Origin of the sequence: Photobacterium iliopiscarium, assembly GCF_003026395.1 — a bacterium.
GTDB classification, from domain to species: Bacteria; Pseudomonadota; Gammaproteobacteria; order Enterobacterales; family Vibrionaceae; genus Photobacterium; species Photobacterium iliopiscarium.
The window spans coordinates 370,681-386,992 of record NZ_PYOO01000002.1 but is presented as its reverse complement, the minus strand read 5'-3'; the positions used below and the strand labels follow the sequence as shown (position 1 = coordinate 386,992).

Sequence of the window (16,312 nt, the reverse complement as noted above, 5' to 3'; positions counted from 1 at the left end):
TGCTAAAGTGAATAAGGCAGGCTGAATATTGATGTTCAGCCTGTTTTTTATTAGGTGTATGTTTTGAATAAAAAGCTATTACTGATAATTTTATTAAGCATCGGCATGGTGGGCTGTGCTCAATCACCCGATAAGGCGGTTGATCAAACGGTATCAACCAATGTCGTTGATCATATTGATGGTGATAATACTGCGGCAAATGCGGTATATGATCCGTTTGAAGGCTTTAACCGTGCAATGTGGGACCTAAACTTTAATTATTTAGATCCGTATGTCGCTCGCCCAGTCTCATTAGCCTATGTGAATTATACGCCGTCATTTGCGCGTACTGGTATTGCTAACTTTTTATCTAATCTTGATGAACCAGCAGGGATGGTAAATAGTTTACTTACCTTGCATGGCAAAGATGCGCTAACCCATTTTAACCGCTTTTGGATTAATACTGTTTTTGGTTTAGCGGGTTTAATTGATATTGCATCAGCAGCTGATATTACTAAAGTTCAAGATCGTGAGTTTAGTGATACGCTTGGTTATTACGGTGTAGGTAATGGTCCTTATTTAATGTTACCTGTTTATGGACCGATTACTTTCCGTGGTTTTACCGATTCAGTTGATGATCTTTATCTGCCATTAAGTTTATTAAACTTCTGGGAAGGTTTAGGTAAGTGGATCTTTGAAGGGATGGAAGATCGGGCTGCATTGGTGAATCAAGAATCAATGCTAAATAGTTCACCTGATCCTTATATCTTTACTCGTGATGCTTATATTCAATATAAGAACTTTACCGCGAGCGATGGTAAAGTCAGCGATCAACCAGCAGCTACAACGTTTGATGATAGTTATTTAGATGAAATTGATAACGATTAATTTTATTTGTTAGTGCTATAAAAGAAGACCGCCATTTCGGCGGTCTTTTTGTATTCGGTTTAATAATCTTGCGTTAGAAACGGTAGCTTGCTTGTACGCCCGCTAACCAAATGTGACCTGATGTTTGTCCTTCAAATTTACCTAACATTGGCATCTCTTGTTCTTGTTCAACCATTTTAGCTTCTTTTGCAAAAATGTAGGTAAAACCAGCATCTAGAGTTAGGTTTTCTGACCAAGCATAACCTGCACCAACACTTAACCATGTACGGTCAGTTTCAGGGATCGTTTGGGTACGGTTTGCTTCATCAACCGCTGAAGTATCATAAGCAACACCAGAACGCAGCACTAGCTTATTCGTTGCTTGGTAAGTGGTACCTATCGCGAAACGGTAGTTATCTTTCCAGTACTCGTTTTTAATATGGTGGTTACCACCAAGCTGTGGAATATTGGCTTCTAACTTTTCAAAGCTGCTCCAATCAGTCCAGTTAACACTTGCATGCACTGCCCATTGATCATTTAACTGGTGAAAGCTTGCGATTTCAGCAGAAGCGGGAAGTTCAAGTGGTAATGTACCCGCATAACGGCCGTTTTTAAAACCATCAAAAGCAACACCATCAGCATGACCTTCAAGATTTAATTTAACCGCTGATTGGTAACTAATACCGATACGGTTATCAGCATTAATCTGCCACGCTGTACCTGCTTGCCAGCCCCACGCATTATCTTCACCTTCCATATATTTCAGGTGCTGACCTTTGTTTATCATTCCCGGTAGAGTGATAGGGCTTGCTGCACCAAAGTGACCGCTTGCCATCACATAGCGTACGCCTGCACCCACACTTAACTGATCATTAATTTTGTAACCAAGGTTAGGGTTGATTTCAACCGTATGCACTTCTGCTTGGTTACCAAACATTGATGCTTTGAAATCGGTACCAAGATCGGTACGCATACCAAAGTGAGTACCAAACGCAATACCAATCGTTGCTTTATCTGTTAATGGGCGAGAAAAATAAAAATTAGGGATAATCGCATTATTAGCAAAGTCTGAAGTACTTGTTTGGCCAAAGAGAGTATGACTGCCGTCAATATCAATATTAGGATCAACATAAATAGCACCCGTAGAAATTTGGATGCCTTTTAAATACGTTAGCATTGCTGGGTTGCGGAACTGAGCACTGGCATTATCAGCCATTGCTGCTTCACCGGCAAAAGCACGTCCTAGACCTGTAGCAGAGTATTCGGCTAATTGAAAACCAGCAGCAGAAGCTTGATTGCTGATACCAATAGCGGCAGTAATCGCTAAGGCTAAAGTGATTTTATTTTTAGTCATATTAGAAAAATTTATTGTTCACGGAAATAATAACGTAAATGATACTCGCAGCAATAAAATGCGTTAAAAGCTATCTTATAAAATGGCTTGATTAAACATATTCTACTGCATTTAATTTAAGTGGTAGTTTATTATCGGGTAAATTTTATTCAGCAAGGGGTGGGTGTTAATATTTGAGCGTACACTTGTACGAGAACTGGTGTTAATTTGATATTTTATATTGATGGTTATTTGTGCGTTATTCTTTGTTTTTTGGTCGGTTATTATGGGTAAAATAAAGATTAGATGTTATTTCGCGTATAAAAAAAGAAGCCATGGCGGCTTCTTTTTTATAATGGATTATTGCTGTACGCTCAAATTAGAACGAACGGTTGTATTGTAGGCCGTATAGCCATGCATCAGCACGGGTAGTCGCATTTACTGACATACCAATAGGATTTGTTTCTTGTGCATTTACATCTTTACCAATCAGGTAAGTTAGACCGAAATCGATAGTTGATTTACTATCAACGTGGTAACTAAAGCCACTTGATAGCCAATCACGTGCCGAGTCGGGCACAGAAATAGAGGTGTTACTTTTCTGCTGTGCACTGGTGTCATGCATGTAACCTGCACGTAGCGTCCAATCATTGTTAAGGTAGTAAGTACCACCGACAGAGTAGTGCCAGCCATCTTGCCATTGGTAATTATTAAGCTCTACGTTACCCGATGTTTCTAATACGTCGAACTCACTCCAACGGATCCATTGAATACTATAGTGAACTGCAAATTTATCGTTTAGTTTATTAAAACCAGAGAATTCAAGCATATCTGGTAGTGGTATTTTTAATTTTTGGCCGTCAATATTAGCGCCTGCATAATGCATGTCGCCTTTAGCTTCTAGTGTCGGGCTGTAACGGTATGATAAACCAAAACGGTTATTGTCATTGAGTTCGTAGATGGTGCCAAGATTAAAGCCAACAGCGAAACCGTCAGCATCAATATCAAGTAGGCTTACTTTAGGGGTATTTATATTTCCAATTGGTGTCGAAATTGTACCTGCTGGAATATAACGTTTTAATTTACCGCTACCATGAATAATGTCCAAACCACCACCAACGCTAAAATGTTGGTTAATACGGTAAGCTGCGCTTAAACCTAAATTAACGCTTTTAACGTCAGTTAAACCACCAAATGCATTGGCTGCATAATTATCTTCAAATTCAGTTTTAGTGCCGAAGTTTGAATATAACGAAGCACCTACTGAAAATTTATCGTTAATAGGTTGAATGTAGTAGATGTTCGGCGCATAGCTAGTGCCACCAATCGACGTGTCATTGATTGATTTATTATTATATTGGGCATTGGTAACATTAACATCAGTATCAATGGCAATAACACCTAATGACAGTGCTGGTGCGTCAAAAAGAGCCATTGAAGCGGCGTTTTTAGCCATGGTTGATGCGTTATCAGCAATAACACCATCACCAGAGAATGCTCGACCTAAACCAGTGGCTGATTGGGCATTTAATTGAAAACCCGCAGCCATCGTTTGTGACGATGCTAAGGCGATGGCTACAGTAATAACTGAGCGTGTAAATATCTGCTTCTTGTTCATGCTTTATGATTCCTGATCATGATTTTTATATTTATTAGTCCAGTCTATATATGACTGATTGGCGACGATTGTAGGGGGGGGGAGAGCCGTATCAAAGCTGACCAGTCGTTTAGACTGGTAAACATATTTTATCATGTTCATTTGGGTTGTTTTTGGAACATTTCATTATATGGCGTTAAAAATAAGCAGATTAAACGACAGCTAAAAATCGATATTTAGTTAACAATATCGATTTTTAAGCTGTTATATAACAATATTAAGGCTAGATTTGCCAATAGAGTTCAGATTTGAGTTTTTCTGCGATAGGCATTAGTTTTTCATCTTTATCACCCACAACAATTAAGCTGGCCTCTTGCAGTGGTAGCAATAAACTTTGATTACTTTGATCACTGCCCGTCATCATTTTTGAACTTGTTTGCGGCACAATAAATACCGTCATTTTGCCGGTATCTGTACCAACAACCATATGCAATGCACGATTACCATCAAAGCCACAATAATTAAGATAATAAATATGGCCGGGTAATTGATTTAGACTAGTACCAAAAGGTTTAAGTTTGGCATTTACTTGCTGTAACGTGACAGCTTCATCGGTATGTTCAACAAATTGCGCTTCAGCACTAACATGTTGTAAAGCAATGGTCGCCATTGATGTAGGTGTAAAGACTTGCTGTTGTATTTGTTGAGGATAAATATTTTGTTGGCCCACCATAACCCCGACAAAAAACATCACCGATGCTGCTAATCCATAAGATAAATAACGTTTATAAGGCGAGTGATTTTTAGGTTGTGCCTGACTCGACTGATGAAACAAGATCCTATCGGCAAGATTTTCTGGAATACCAACATTAAGCGTTTGTTTTAATTTAAGATCTAATTGTTGCAACTCATTAGAGAAATGACGATTAGTGGTGGACTGATTTTTAGTCTTAATCAGTTCTGGGTCATTATCATTAGGATCCGCCAAAAGGCGGCGACGAAACTCTAGATCATCCATGATGATTCCCCTGTTGAGTTGTTTTCTTTTCAAGTTGTTCTTTTAATTGGTTACGAGCACGAAACAGTCGAGTCATTACTGTATTTCGATTAAGGTTTAAGATCTCGGCTATTTCATCACCATTAAAACCAGCCATGACTTGTAGTATCAGAGGCTCTCGGTATTCAGGGGCCAGTTTCATGATTAATCGATGCAGTAAATATTGTTCGGTGTCCATTTCAACACTGGGTTTAGTATCGGCTATATGGTGATCATCAATATCCACTAAATCTAATTGCTTTCGTTCAAACCTACGTGCATTTTCACGGCGTAAGATAGTGATTAACCATGCTTTTGCTGCGTTATCATCTTGTAAATTATCTAATGATTTCCATGCGCGTAGGCATGTTTCTTGCACTAAGTCTTCGGCAATATGGGGATCATGGCAGAGCCAATACGCATAGCGATATAGGTCTTGATGCCAAGCTCTAACAAGGGCTTCGTAACGTTTTTGTTTATCCATATTTAAACAGACCGTAGTAGAAGCCTTTTTGTTACTAAAAAATTTTTTTATCATTGATGTGCCTGTTTAGCGTTATTGCATCAATTAATGATGTCATCTAATAGCCTTTAGACGATGTATTATGTTTTTTATAATTTAGAGAGCATAAACCGCAATAAAATTGATCTGGTGCAAATTCTGTTTTGAGTGGTAGGTTATAGTAGTCGCGTCATCTGATGGTACGGCTATGGTTAGGTTGAATAACTTAATGATAGTTAATCCCGTCTGTTGAGCAAGATGACAACTTCCTTTTGAAGGCTGACTTTACTTTCTCCTATCAGGTTTTTCCTGATTTGCAATTGGCTTTATGTTAATTGATTATTTTATTACGCTGATTGATTACTTTCTGCGTGAATTCAAACCATACCTAAGGGTGTGGTTTTTTTTTGTTTAAATTTCACCTCGGTATACACACCTTCCAAGCCACTCTTTTCTTTTATTGTAATTAAACCGTAACAGTATCGATCTTTTTTATTTTATAGCCAATATTAACGTCTATTTATTTTAGAAATAAACGCCAATTTAGTATCCTTTTTAAACAAATGTTTTTTTTTGACAGCTTTATGGTTACAATTATGTGGTCTGACCTCGTACTTGAGGTTAATTATAATTGTGACAAGGAGTTGCGATGACGGGTATTCAACATATCACCACACGTAACGGTGAACGTATTGCTATTGTTAGCGGGTTACGGACACCATTCGCACGTCAATCAACCGCATTTGATCGTCTATCTGCGCTTGACCTTGGCAAGTTAGCCGTTAATGAAATGCTACAAACTGCTAATTTTGATCCACAGTTAATTGAACAAGTAGTGTTTGGTCAGGTTGTACAAATGCCAGAAGCTCCAAATATTGCGCGTGAAATTGTATTGGGTACGGGTATGAATCTCCATACCGATGCTTATAGTGTTACCCGTGCCTGTGCGACCAGTTTTCAAGCCGCCGTTAATATTACAGAAAGTATTATGGCGGGCTCGATTGATATTGGTATTGCTGGTGGTGCTGATTCAACCTCAATGCTTCCGATTGGGGTCAGTAAAAAAATGGCCGCGACATTATTAGCATTAAGTAAAGCCAAAACGATGCCTGCACGGTTGAAATTACTCAGTGCATTGGGTGTAAAAGATCTTATACCTGTTCCTCCCGCTGTTGCTGAATATTCAACGGGATTAAGCATGGGACAAACCGCAGAACAAATGGCAAAAAGTCACGCGATTAGCCGTGAAGAGCAAGATGCCTTTGCGCATCGTTCCCATATATTAGCGGCACAAGCATGGCGAGACGGTTTACTGGATGATGAAGTAATAACCGCATTTTCAGCACCTTACCAACAATGGATTGATCGTGATAATAATGTTCGTCAAGATTCAACATTGGCAGCATACGCTCAGTTAAGACCTGCATTTGATCGTCTACATGGCAGTGTTACTGCGGCTAATTCGACCCCATTAACGGATGGTGCTGCGGCAATATTATTGATGCGAGAAGGGCGAGCAAAAGAATTAGGTTTAACCCCTCTTGGATATATTCGTTCTTATGCCTTTGCTGCCATTGATGTTGCGGAAGATATGTTAATGGGACCCGCCTATGCCAGTCCATTAGCCCTTGAGCGAGCTGGATTGACCCTTGGTGATTTAACCTTAATTGATATGCATGAAGCGTTTGCCGCTCAAACATTGGCCAATGTAAAAATGTTCGGTTCTAAACGATTTGCACAACAAAAACTGGGTCGAGATCGCGCTATTGGTGATATCGATATGGATAAGTTTAATGTGCTAGGTGGTTCAATTGCTTATGGTCATCCTTTTGCTGCGACTGGTGCAAGAATGATTATTCAAACCTTACATGAATTACAACGTCGTGGCGGTGGTTTTGCTTTAAACACCGCTTGTGCCGCGGGTGGCCTTGGGGCTGCAATGATTTTGGAGGCAGAATAATGACACAATCAGCATTTAGTTTGTCTTATGGTGATAACGGCATTGGTTGGCTTAAAATTGATGTTGCCAATGAAAAAATGAATACCTTACAAGCGGCTTTTGTTGATCAAGTGGGATCAGTGTTAAGCGAATTAAAGGATCACTTGGAACTGAAAGGTTTAGTGGTTTATTCCGGCAAATCCGATAATTTTATCGCTGGCGCTGATATTCGAATGTTAGCCGCTTGTCATACTGCCACTGAAGCAGAAGCATTGGCAAATAAAGGCCAACAATTGTTTGCTGCTCTTGAAGATTTACCACTTCACGTTGTTGCTGCTATTCATGGGCCGTGTTTAGGCGGGGGATTAGAATTGGCATTAGCGTGTCATAGTCGAATTTGTACCGACGATGATATTACGCGTTTAGGCTTACCTGAAGTGCAATTAGGATTATTACCCGGCTCTGGTGGAACTCAACGTTTACCTCGCTTAATCGGTGTTGCTCATGGCTTAGAGCTAATGCTAACGGGTAAGCAAGTACGAGCAAAGCAAGCATTGAAAAAAGGGTTAGTCGATCAAGTTGTGCCGTTGAGTATTTTATTACAAGTGGCTGAACAAGTGGCTTTAACGGCAAAACCGATTCGTACCCATTCATTTCAAGATTGGGCAATGGGCGGTAATGCTTTTGGGCGTAGTGTGGTGTTTGATCAAGCAACTAAAAAAGCCCAACAAAAAGCGCGAGGTTGTTATCCCGCCATTGATGCGATTTTAGATACCGTAAAATATGGTTTAGAAAAAGGCATTGAGCAAGGGCTTGAACAAGAAGCAAAAGTGTTTGGTAATTTGGTGATGACACCTGAATCACGGGCATTACGTAATATATTTTTTGCTACTACGGCGATGAAAAAAGAAACCGGTGCCAATGCTGAGCCGATTGATATTGAACGAATAGCAATACTGGGGGGTGGGTTAATGGGCGGTGGTATTGCCCATGTTTCTGCGATTAAAGCCGGTTATGCGGTACGGATTAAAGATATCGCTAATGATGGGATTCAACATGCATTAGCGTACAACTATGCCATTTTAAATAAACAACGTCAGCGGCGTATTATTCGAAAAGCACAACTTCAGCAACAGATGTTACGTATTACAGGCAGCATTGATTACCGTGGTATCGCGCATGCTGATGTGGTGATAGAAGCGGTATTTGAAGATGTCGCTCTGAAACAGCAGATGGTGCAAGAAATTGAAGCGAATACATCAGAGCACACTATTTTTGCAACTAACACGTCCTCGATTCCGATTCATCAAATTGCAGCAAATGCGCAGCGTCCACAAAATATTGTTGGTTTACACTATTTTAGCCCGGTTGAAAAAATGCCATTAGTGGAAGTTATTCCGCATGCAACAACGTCAGCAACAACCATTGCTACCGTGGTTGCGTTAGCCAAAAAACAAGGTAAAACGCCGATTGTCGTTGCTGATAAAGCGGGTTTTTATGTTAATCGTATTTTAGCTCCATATATGAATGAAGCGGCTCAAATATTATTAGCAGGCGAGCCTATCGAGCATATAGATACCGCCTTACTTAATTTCGGTTTTCCTGTTGGGCCCATCACATTACTCGATGAAGTTGGTGTAGATATTGGTGCCAAGATCAGTCCTATTTTGGTCGCAGAGCTCGGTGAGCGTTTTGCGACGCCTGCAATGTTTGATGTGTTACAACAAGATGGGCGTAAAGGTAGAAAAAGTGGCAAAGGGTTCTATTTGTATAACACCGATAACAAAGATGTGGATAAATCGGTTTATACCTTGCTTGGAATCACGCCAGAACAACAATTAACCGAAGCCAACATCTCTATTCGTTGTACGTTAATGATGCTTAATGAAGCGGCTCGCTGTTTACATGAAGGGGTGATTAAATCTGCTCGTGATGGTGATATTGGGGCTATATTTGGTATTGGTTTTCCGCCATTCCTTGGTGGGCCGTTTAGTTATATGGATCACTTAGGCATTGATTTGGTGGTTGATATGATGCGGCAATATAGTGACTCTCATGGTGAGAGATTTGCACCTTGTGATTACTTAGTTGAGATGGCTAAAACGGAAAAGCGGTTTTATTAGCGTGGCACGTTTTATTGATATTCAGTAACAAGAAGCCTGCTGAAAATGCAGGCTTTTTATTATGTAAATCTCAATATTAGTACGTACAGCGAATTAAACGGAAGTGAGATTCAAATAATTTACTGCGACAAAGACGATAACCGACAGCAGCAAAGGCTAACGCAATAAAAGCATTTACATGGCCCACTAATATCAGTAGCAATGCACTCAATGCAATAAAACAGAAAGCATAGAGAAAGATATCAATTTGGCTGTGGGATAATGTGGCAGCACAATGCGGGCAAACAAAATTATCTTCATACGCATGTAGTTTGGGTGCGTGTATTTCAATTTGGCAATGTGGGCATCGTTGTGTCACGTGAGTCCTCTTCTAATCTATTCGTTATTATCGTAGGTATTTCTATCTATATTAATTAGTGATAGTAATGGCGATATATTCGAGATAAATATTATGGATTGAAGGGGGCTTATTTGGCTACTGAAATATTATGAAAGCTATTTTTAACATAAAAAAATCACATAATATTATTGTGCAAAATAAAAACCCCATTTATTCAATATAAATGGGGTCTTTTATTTAGTAAGCGTTTTTTTGGAAATCCGCTATAGATTCAATTGCTTTACCGATCATTAAAGGCTCTGCATCATGGTGTGTTTTGCCTGTGTAATACATGACTAACCGATTTGCTGTTCGTGGCTTAACCGTATCAACAATAAATTTAATCATATCGGCTCGGCTTAGTTTTTTTAGTTTATCGACCACTAATTGGCGTTGATTAAAATCTTCATCTTTATTACCAATACTGACCCAGAACCGTTGTGCACGAGAACGTAGGTTGGTATCGGGTTCAGATATCTGTGCAATTAATCCTTTTTTACTGGCTTGCCACTGAGCTTCGTTTAGCTCTAATAACACCAATGCAAACGCATTAGTAAAGTCGTCAATAGCATCAGATAAGTAACTTGGCTCCGCTACGGGAGATTGAATGTATAAGATCAATCCTGGGTGGCGATTTAAGGGTAAATTACCCGTACCTACCATATAGCCGAGTTGTTGCTTGGTACGTAATTCATGGAAAAACGTAGTCGACATTAAATGGTTTGCCAGCGTGTAAATGGCAATTTTTTGAGGTGTTGTTTGGCGCGATTGGTAATACATCAAAATAGCTGAGTCTTCATGATGACAATCTAACTCATAGGTTAACGTACCACTGTCTTCTAAATGCACTAATGGGCGTTGTGACTCACCGTATAATTGATCGGTGACTCTAAAGGCATCTTTTAATGTTTCAGCTAGGGCTAACGCATCTTTTTTGATCCAATTACCATAGACAAAAGCATCAATGTGTATTTCAGCAAACATCGCCTCAACAAATGGCGGTAGTTCATCAATAGTGATGGTTTCTAGCGCTTCAATTAAATGAGGATAAGGCGGATTATTGGGTTGTAATAAGCCAGTTAATTGATTAAACAATTGTGATATGGGTTTATCTTCAGCCGCATTACGCCAATTACGCAACATTTGCGCTTTGATATTATCAAACCGTTGTTGGGTAAAATGACGATTTTCAAAACGCTCTAAAATCAATCGCATCAACTGAGGTTGTTTTTCACTAAAGCCTGAAAGCTGTAGGGTTACACCACCTTGATGAGCATAAAGATTATAAGACATGCCTGCGATTTCAGCTGGATAAGCCGATTCATTAATGGCTTCTAATAGTAACTCGACACATAACCGTGTTTTGACAATATTGATGGTTGAGCTTACCGCGTGTGGGCTATCAATCGCGACATAGACAATGCCTTTTGGTACTCGAAAATCATGCTCTTGTTTATGCCATAAACGAAAACCGGGTAGATCTTGAATTAATTGTGGTGGTAGTTCTGAACCTGCTTCAAGTGCTAATGGTTCAAATTGTTCGCACAAATAAATATTAGGCTCTGGTAATAAGAATTCAGCATCAAGACTGACATTGGTCCAGCTTTCAATTTGCTGTGCGGTAAATGGCGTTACTGAGTAAGGAGTATCATACCAAGCCGCGACGCGATCGTAATATCCACCTTGTGCCACTAACGTTAGTCGCATATTACTGACGGAAAAGTAAGCCAATAGTTGTTCAAGTAAATCTTGATCATAGCCTTCCATCATATAATCGCCGTAGATAATATCTTCAGCGTTGTAATGCAGTAAATTCATCACCAGATAACTGACGGTATCAAGGGGACGGCTTTTCTCTTGATAGCGAAATGCCATTTCTAAGACTGATTTTTTTTCTTGATAACGCCATGCATTTAACCCTTGCTGTTTTATGAGTGCAATGAAGGCAAACACGCACTGCACAATTTCATCGGTGTGTTGCTGGCCTTTAGGGGTTAAATTTAAACCAATGGTAAATTCACGGAAATTATTACCACTAACGCCGCCACCTGCGGTAAGGGTATTGATTAAACCACGTTGTTTTAAAATAGCCATTAAACTGCCAGATCCTTCATTACCCAATAAATGAGCAATATAAGATAAGGGTTTAATTTGGTAGTGTTCATCGACGGATGGCAGCGCAAACGATAAGGTTAATTTACGCAATTCTTTTATAGGTTCAATTTGAATGAACTTCTGGCACTCGTTTTCAGTAACAAATGGCACGTCGATTGCTACTTTTTTAGCAGTAGCGTTGGGAATATGACTAAAGAATGCTTGGGTGTACTGCTCTAATTCATCTAGCGATTGTGGACCTAATAACACCAAGCCCATAACATCAGCAGAATAATGCTGATGGTAAAACGCTAATAAATCATCGCGGACTGATTGATCATTACGATCGTCAAGGGTGGTGAGATCACCGACCGAAAATTTAGCGAAAGGGTGAGCTTGGTTAATGGTTTCTTTTTGTACTTGATATAAACGTCGAACATCGTCTTTTATTTTTAACTTATATTCAGAATCAACAGCTTGACGTTCTTTATCTACCGCATCTTCATTAAATAATGGGGCGGTAAAAAATTGCCCAAAGCGATCTAATCCCTCTTCAAAAGTATGAGGGCTGATCTCAAAGAAAAAGGTGGTGTTTTCCGTACCTGTCCATGCATTATTGCTACCACCGTTACGGTTGATAAATGTTTGGAATTCACCGACACGCGGGTATTTCTCGGTGCCAAGAAATAACATATGCTCAAGGAAATGTGCCATACCTTGACGATCCATTGGATCATCAAAGTGACCTATTTCGACAGACAATGCAGCAGCAGAGCGAGGCGCTTCAGCATCATGAACGAGCAGTACTCGAAGTTCATTCGCTAAAGTGAGGTAGCGATACTGCTTATGATCGTTAGGGCTAGTATGCACAGGAAGAGCCTATTTTTGAGGGAATTAGGTTAAGTATGACGTTCAATATTCAGGCTGGCAAATTGAAGATGCGATTAGATGAATAATAAGTCACATTTTTGTTAACAAATAAATGAATCAATTATTACTTAGCTAAGATAATCGTTAAATCGTAAGCTTAACCACAGAATTAAAACTCTATGGTTATTCCAATAATAAAAGCATGTAATAATAATCGACCCACTCGATAATGTGAGTAGGATCTGCAATTGTTTAACTGAGGTTATCGAAGTATTTATGCAAATTTATATTATGCGTCATGGTGAAGCTGAGAATTTTGCCGCCAGTGATGCTGAGCGCCCATTAACTGCGCGTGGTATTGCCCAATCACAACAGATGGCAACATTATTGGCATCACATTTAAAGGGTGAGTTGGATCAGGTGTGGGTGAGTCCTTATTTACGCGCTCAGCAAACGTGGCATGCAATGGTCGATATTTTACCTACAGCCACTCAAGTGGGTAGTGTAGAAGACATTACTCCTTATGGTGATGCTGAAACGGTTGCTGAATATATTAAAGCGACCATTGAAACTGAGCAGCCACAATCATTGTTGCTGATCTCACATTTACCATTAGTGGGGTATTTAACTGCGGAATTAGTCGCAGGCTTACAACCACCGATGTTTTTAACTTCAGCGATTGCAGCGATTGATTATGATCCACAATCAGGACAGAGCAAATTGTTGTGGCAGCACCAACCGCATAAATAATGGACAATAAATGATCATGGCTAAATTTGGGATTGTGGCACTGATAGGTTTATTGTTTACAGCAGGGTGCAGTGTGGGTGAGCCGGTTCGTATTTCTGCTAACGGTATGGTGAAATGGTCAGACGGGCAAACTGAAGGCATGCATATTTCACAAACAGGCAGTAGCTTAACCTTTGCTAACTATTCTAATGAAGTAGGGGCGCCGCCCTTGGTCATTTTTGCTCGTATTGATAGTGCCCGTAATGATGATTGTGAATATTTTTTTGTTGAAACCGCAGTTAAAAAACGTCTTAAAGTCTGTGAGACAGGAGAGGTGACGTTATTTAACCGTGGTAAAGTCGTTAAAGTTGGTCATATGGTAAAACCAAGATATTAACGCTCCGGTATATCAATTAACACCAGCAATGCACCAGCACCGCCAAACTCTAAGGGTGCTTGGTGAAAAGCCATCACATCAGGATGTTGTGCTAACCACATTGGTGTTTTTTGTTTCAAAATATATTTACCAATACCGTGCATCACACAGGCACATGAGACATGCTCTTTTATGCAAGCTGCTATCATTGCCGCTAACTCACGTTTTGCTTCCTGCTGCGTCATACCGTGCATATCAAGGTAAATATCAGGTACATACACCCCACGACGTAATTTTTTCACTTCATACTTAGACACACCATCACGCGCATATTGGGTTGGACCCGTGTCGCTAAGATGGGGTTCAAACTCATCTGAGAAATAAAACTCATGATTTTGAGTCTCTTTGCCCATCACTTTTGCTTTATCCGCTTTTGAGTTCTGTTGACGAGGCGTGATTATGGTATCATGCGTGAACTTTTTTACGTCTTTTACCTCTGCCTTGAAGAGGCCAAAATCATCTTCAAGCTGTGAATTTTTGTTACTCATAATAAAATTCCAACAATTATATAGTGGTATTGTAGCGTTTATCGGAGGCTATTTTGGATAAGATTTTTGTCGACGAAGCTGTCAGCGAACTTCACACATTGCAGGACATGCTACGTTGGACGGTAAGCCGTTTTAATGCTGCTGGCCTATTTTACGGTCATGGTACAGACAATGCATGGGATGAAGCCGTGCAACTGGTATTACCGACAGTTTACTTACCGTTGGATGTTCCACCGGAAGTACGTAACTCGCGTTTAACAAGCAGTGAGCGTCATCGTATTGTTGAGCGTGTTATGCGTCGAATCAATGATCGTACACCCGTATCATACTTAACGAATGTTGCCTACTTTTGCGGTATGGAGTTCTTCGTGGATGAACGTGTACTCGTGCCACGTTCACCGATTGGCGAGCTCATTGAAAACCGTTTTGAACCATTTTTACAACAAGAACCAACACGTATCATGGATCTGTGTACGGGCAGTGGTTGCATCGGTATTGCTTGTGCACACATGTTCCCTGAGGCAGAAGTTGATATCGTTGATATTTCGGTAGATGCGTTAGCTGTTGCTGAGCAGAATATAACGGATCATGGCCTTGAGCAGCAAGTGATTCCGCTTCGTTCTGATCTTTTACGTGATATACCGAAAGATAAATACGATCTTATCGTGACCAATCCACCGTATGTTGACCAAGAAGATATGGACAGCCTACCGGAAGAATTCCGTCATGAGCCAGAGCTTGGTTTAGCCGCTGGTAGTGATGGTCTGAAATTGGTTCGTCGTATTCTTGCAAATGCACCAGATTACCTTAAAGACGATGGTATTTTGATTTGTGAAGTGGGTAACTCAATGATCCACATGGAAGAGCAATACCCGCACATTCCATTTATGTGGTTAGAGTTTGCTAATGGTGGTCACGGCGTGTTCATGTTAACCCGTGAGCAGCTTGTTGATTGCGCAGCAGATTTTGCACTTTACCGCGATTAATTAGCTCTGAATACAGTGTAAAGTAAAAAGCCGACATCCCTTTAACGGATGTCGGCTTTTTTTATATACATTGGAAATATTTACGCTTTGTGTTGTGCTTGTTTGGCTTTCAATGCAGCCATCACAGTCGCTTGGTGTTGTAAGTAATCTTCTAAACCCGCACGACGTAAATCACAAGAAGGGCAATCACCACAACCGTCACCGACAATGCCGTTATAACAGGTTAATGTTTGTTCGCGAATATAATCTAATTTGCCATATTGATCAGCAAGCGCCCATGTTTCGGCTTTATTGAGCCACATTAATGGGGTTGAAATCGTAAATTGACGATCCATGCCTAAGACTAATGATTGATTAAGTGAACGAACAAACTCATCACGACAATCCGGGTAGCCAGAAAAATCGGTTTCACAAACGCCCGTGATCACGGTTTCTGCACCAATTTGGTAAGCATAAATACCCGCCAAGGTTAAAAATAGAATGTTACGTCCTGGTACAAATGAATTCGGTAAACCATTAGCTTGTAATTCATGAGAAACAGGAATGCTATCGCGCGTTAATGAACTAATTGCAAGTTCACCGAGTAAGCTAACATCCATGACTTTATGAGCAGCAACGCCAAGATCTTTAGCGATATGTTCAGCAATCTCAACCTCTAGCTTATGGCGTTGACCATAATCAAACGTAATGCAATGCACTTCATCGTAGTGCGCTAATGCTTGAATGAGGCATGTGGTTGAGTCTTGACCGCCACTGAAAACAACTACGGATTTTGCCATGATGAATTATCCTTTATGAGTGATTACCGATAAACAGTCGGTATAACAACATTCTAATGATGATGTGATTAGAATGAGGGGATATGCTAACCCAGCTGGCGGTGATAGAAAAGTAGTGATGACAAATAGTGCAGATAAAAAAAAGCCGTACAAATTGTACGGCATAAAATAAGCT

Annotated in this window: 14 protein-coding genes; 6 read left to right on the top strand and 8 right to left on the bottom strand. The window is 40.1% G+C overall.

All coding sequences use genetic code 11. The features are described from left to right. Positions 1 to 63: 63 nt before the first annotated feature. The gene (locus C9J51_RS05070) at positions 64 to 867 is read left to right on the top strand and encodes an MlaA family lipoprotein (RefSeq protein WP_045036552.1); all 804 of its coding nucleotides are present in this window, start codon (positions 64 to 66) and stop codon (positions 865 to 867) included. A 73-nt stretch (positions 868 to 940) separates the two neighbouring features. Here C9J51_RS05070 and C9J51_RS05065 read toward each other — a convergent pair whose 3' ends face one another. The 4 genes from C9J51_RS05065 to C9J51_RS05050 all read right to left on the bottom strand — a co-directional run bounded on the left by C9J51_RS05065 (position 941) and on the right by C9J51_RS05050 (position 5,350). Further along, positions 941 to 2,200 carry an outer membrane protein transport protein gene (locus tag C9J51_RS05065; protein WP_045036551.1) on the bottom strand — a complete coding sequence of 420 codons (1,260 nt, stop codon included), beginning with the start codon at positions 2,198 to 2,200 and terminating at the stop codon, positions 941 to 943. A 358-nt stretch (positions 2,201 to 2,558) separates the two neighbouring features. Continuing rightward, a complete protein-coding gene (locus C9J51_RS05060; protein WP_045039254.1) occupies positions 2,559 to 3,797 on the bottom strand; it encodes an outer membrane protein transport protein in 1,239 nt (412 codons plus the stop codon). 262 nt (positions 3,798 to 4,059) lie between these two features. Then, complete coding sequence (locus C9J51_RS05055) at positions 4,060 to 4,794, bottom strand: DUF3379 family protein (protein WP_045039255.1); 735 nt, start codon at positions 4,792 to 4,794, stop codon at positions 4,060 to 4,062. After that, positions 4,787 to 5,350: a sigma-70 family RNA polymerase sigma factor gene (locus C9J51_RS05050; RefSeq protein ID WP_045036548.1), complete on the bottom strand. Its 564-nt coding sequence runs from the start codon at positions 5,348 to 5,350 to the stop codon at positions 4,787 to 4,789. Before C9J51_RS05050 ends, C9J51_RS05055 begins: the two co-directional genes overlap by 8 nt. A gap of 613 nt (positions 5,351 to 5,963) precedes the next feature. On the opposite strand from C9J51_RS05050, the gene fadI reads away from it, so the two are divergent. After that, entirely contained in the window at positions 5,964 to 7,274 is a 1,311-nt protein-coding gene (fadI, locus tag C9J51_RS05045; RefSeq protein ID WP_107274886.1) for an acetyl-CoA C-acyltransferase FadI, read from the top strand. After that, positions 7,274 to 9,376: a fatty acid oxidation complex subunit alpha FadJ gene (gene fadJ, locus C9J51_RS05040; RefSeq protein WP_045039257.1), complete on the top strand. Its 2,103-nt coding sequence runs from the start codon at positions 7,274 to 7,276 to the stop codon at positions 9,374 to 9,376. The genes fadI and fadJ overlap by 1 nt, the downstream gene beginning before the upstream one ends. 76 nt (positions 9,377 to 9,452) lie before the next feature. Here the strand turns inward: fadJ and C9J51_RS05035 are convergent, their stop codons facing one another. Both C9J51_RS05035 and C9J51_RS05030 read right to left on the bottom strand, forming a co-directional pair. Beyond that, positions 9,453 to 9,734 carry a hypothetical protein gene (locus C9J51_RS05035; protein WP_045036545.1) on the bottom strand — a complete coding sequence of 94 codons (282 nt, stop codon included), beginning with the start codon at positions 9,732 to 9,734 and terminating at the stop codon, positions 9,453 to 9,455. 219 nt (positions 9,735 to 9,953) lie between these two features. After that, positions 9,954 to 12,719: an insulinase family protein gene (locus C9J51_RS05030; protein WP_107236685.1), complete on the bottom strand. Its 2,766-nt coding sequence runs from the start codon at positions 12,717 to 12,719 to the stop codon at positions 9,954 to 9,956. 276 nt (positions 12,720 to 12,995) lie between these two features. Between C9J51_RS05030 and sixA the strand changes: the two genes are divergently transcribed. After that, on the top strand, positions 12,996 to 13,469 hold the full coding sequence (gene sixA / locus C9J51_RS05025; RefSeq protein ID WP_045036543.1) for a phosphohistidine phosphatase SixA: 474 nt from the start codon (positions 12,996 to 12,998) through the stop codon (positions 13,467 to 13,469). Positions 13,470 to 13,479: 10 nt separating this feature from the next. Beyond that, on the top strand, positions 13,480 to 13,845 hold the full coding sequence (locus C9J51_RS05020) for a hypothetical protein (RefSeq protein ID WP_232569509.1): 366 nt from the start codon (positions 13,480 to 13,482) through the stop codon (positions 13,843 to 13,845). Here the strand turns inward: C9J51_RS05020 and smrB are convergent. Further along, the gene (gene smrB / locus C9J51_RS05015) at positions 13,842 to 14,372 is read right to left on the bottom strand and encodes an endonuclease SmrB (protein ID WP_045036542.1); all 531 of its coding nucleotides are present in this window, start codon (positions 14,370 to 14,372) and stop codon (positions 13,842 to 13,844) included. The two genes, C9J51_RS05020 and smrB, sit on opposite strands and share 4 nt — an antisense overlap. A 53-nt stretch (positions 14,373 to 14,425) precedes the next feature. Between smrB and prmB the strand changes: the two genes are divergently transcribed. Continuing rightward, on the top strand, positions 14,426 to 15,358 hold the full coding sequence (gene prmB, locus C9J51_RS05010; protein WP_045036541.1) for a 50S ribosomal protein L3 N(5)-glutamine methyltransferase: 933 nt from the start codon (positions 14,426 to 14,428) through the stop codon (positions 15,356 to 15,358). Positions 15,359 to 15,438: 80 nt separating this feature from the next. On the opposite strand, the gene queC is transcribed toward prmB, so the two are convergent. Further along, a complete protein-coding gene (gene queC / locus C9J51_RS05005) occupies positions 15,439 to 16,137 on the bottom strand; it encodes a 7-cyano-7-deazaguanine synthase QueC (protein ID WP_045039258.1) in 699 nt (232 codons plus the stop codon). Positions 16,138 to 16,312 lie beyond the last annotated feature (175 nt).

Excerpts from the sequence above, each read along its gene's own strand:
- C9J51_RS05055 (WP_045039255.1), bottom strand. The coding sequence starts at position 4,794 with ATGGATGATCTAGAGTTTCGTCGCCGCCTTTTGGCGGATCCTAATGAT.
- fadJ (WP_045039257.1), top strand. The coding sequence starts at position 7,274 with ATGACACAATCAGCATTTAGTTTGTCTTATGGTGATAACGGCATTGGT.
- C9J51_RS05065 (WP_045036551.1), bottom strand. The coding sequence starts at position 2,200 with ATGACTAAAAATAAAATCACTTTAGCCTTAGCGATTACTGCCGCTATT.
- queC (WP_045039258.1), bottom strand. The coding sequence starts at position 16,137 with ATGGCAAAATCCGTAGTTGTTTTCAGTGGCGGTCAAGACTCAACCACA.
- fadI (WP_107274886.1), top strand. The coding sequence starts at position 5,964 with ATGACGGGTATTCAACATATCACCACACGTAACGGTGAACGTATTGCT.
- smrB (WP_045036542.1), bottom strand. The coding sequence starts at position 14,372 with ATGAGTAACAAAAATTCACAGCTTGAAGATGATTTTGGCCTCTTCAAG.
- C9J51_RS05020 (WP_232569509.1), top strand. The coding sequence starts at position 13,480 with ATGATCATGGCTAAATTTGGGATTGTGGCACTGATAGGTTTATTGTTT.
- C9J51_RS05060 (WP_045039254.1), bottom strand. The coding sequence starts at position 3,797 with ATGAACAAGAAGCAGATATTTACACGCTCAGTTATTACTGTAGCCATC.
- C9J51_RS05050 (WP_045036548.1), bottom strand. The coding sequence starts at position 5,350 with ATGATAAAAAAATTTTTTAGTAACAAAAAGGCTTCTACTACGGTCTGT.
- sixA (WP_045036543.1), top strand. The coding sequence starts at position 12,996 with ATGCAAATTTATATTATGCGTCATGGTGAAGCTGAGAATTTTGCCGCC.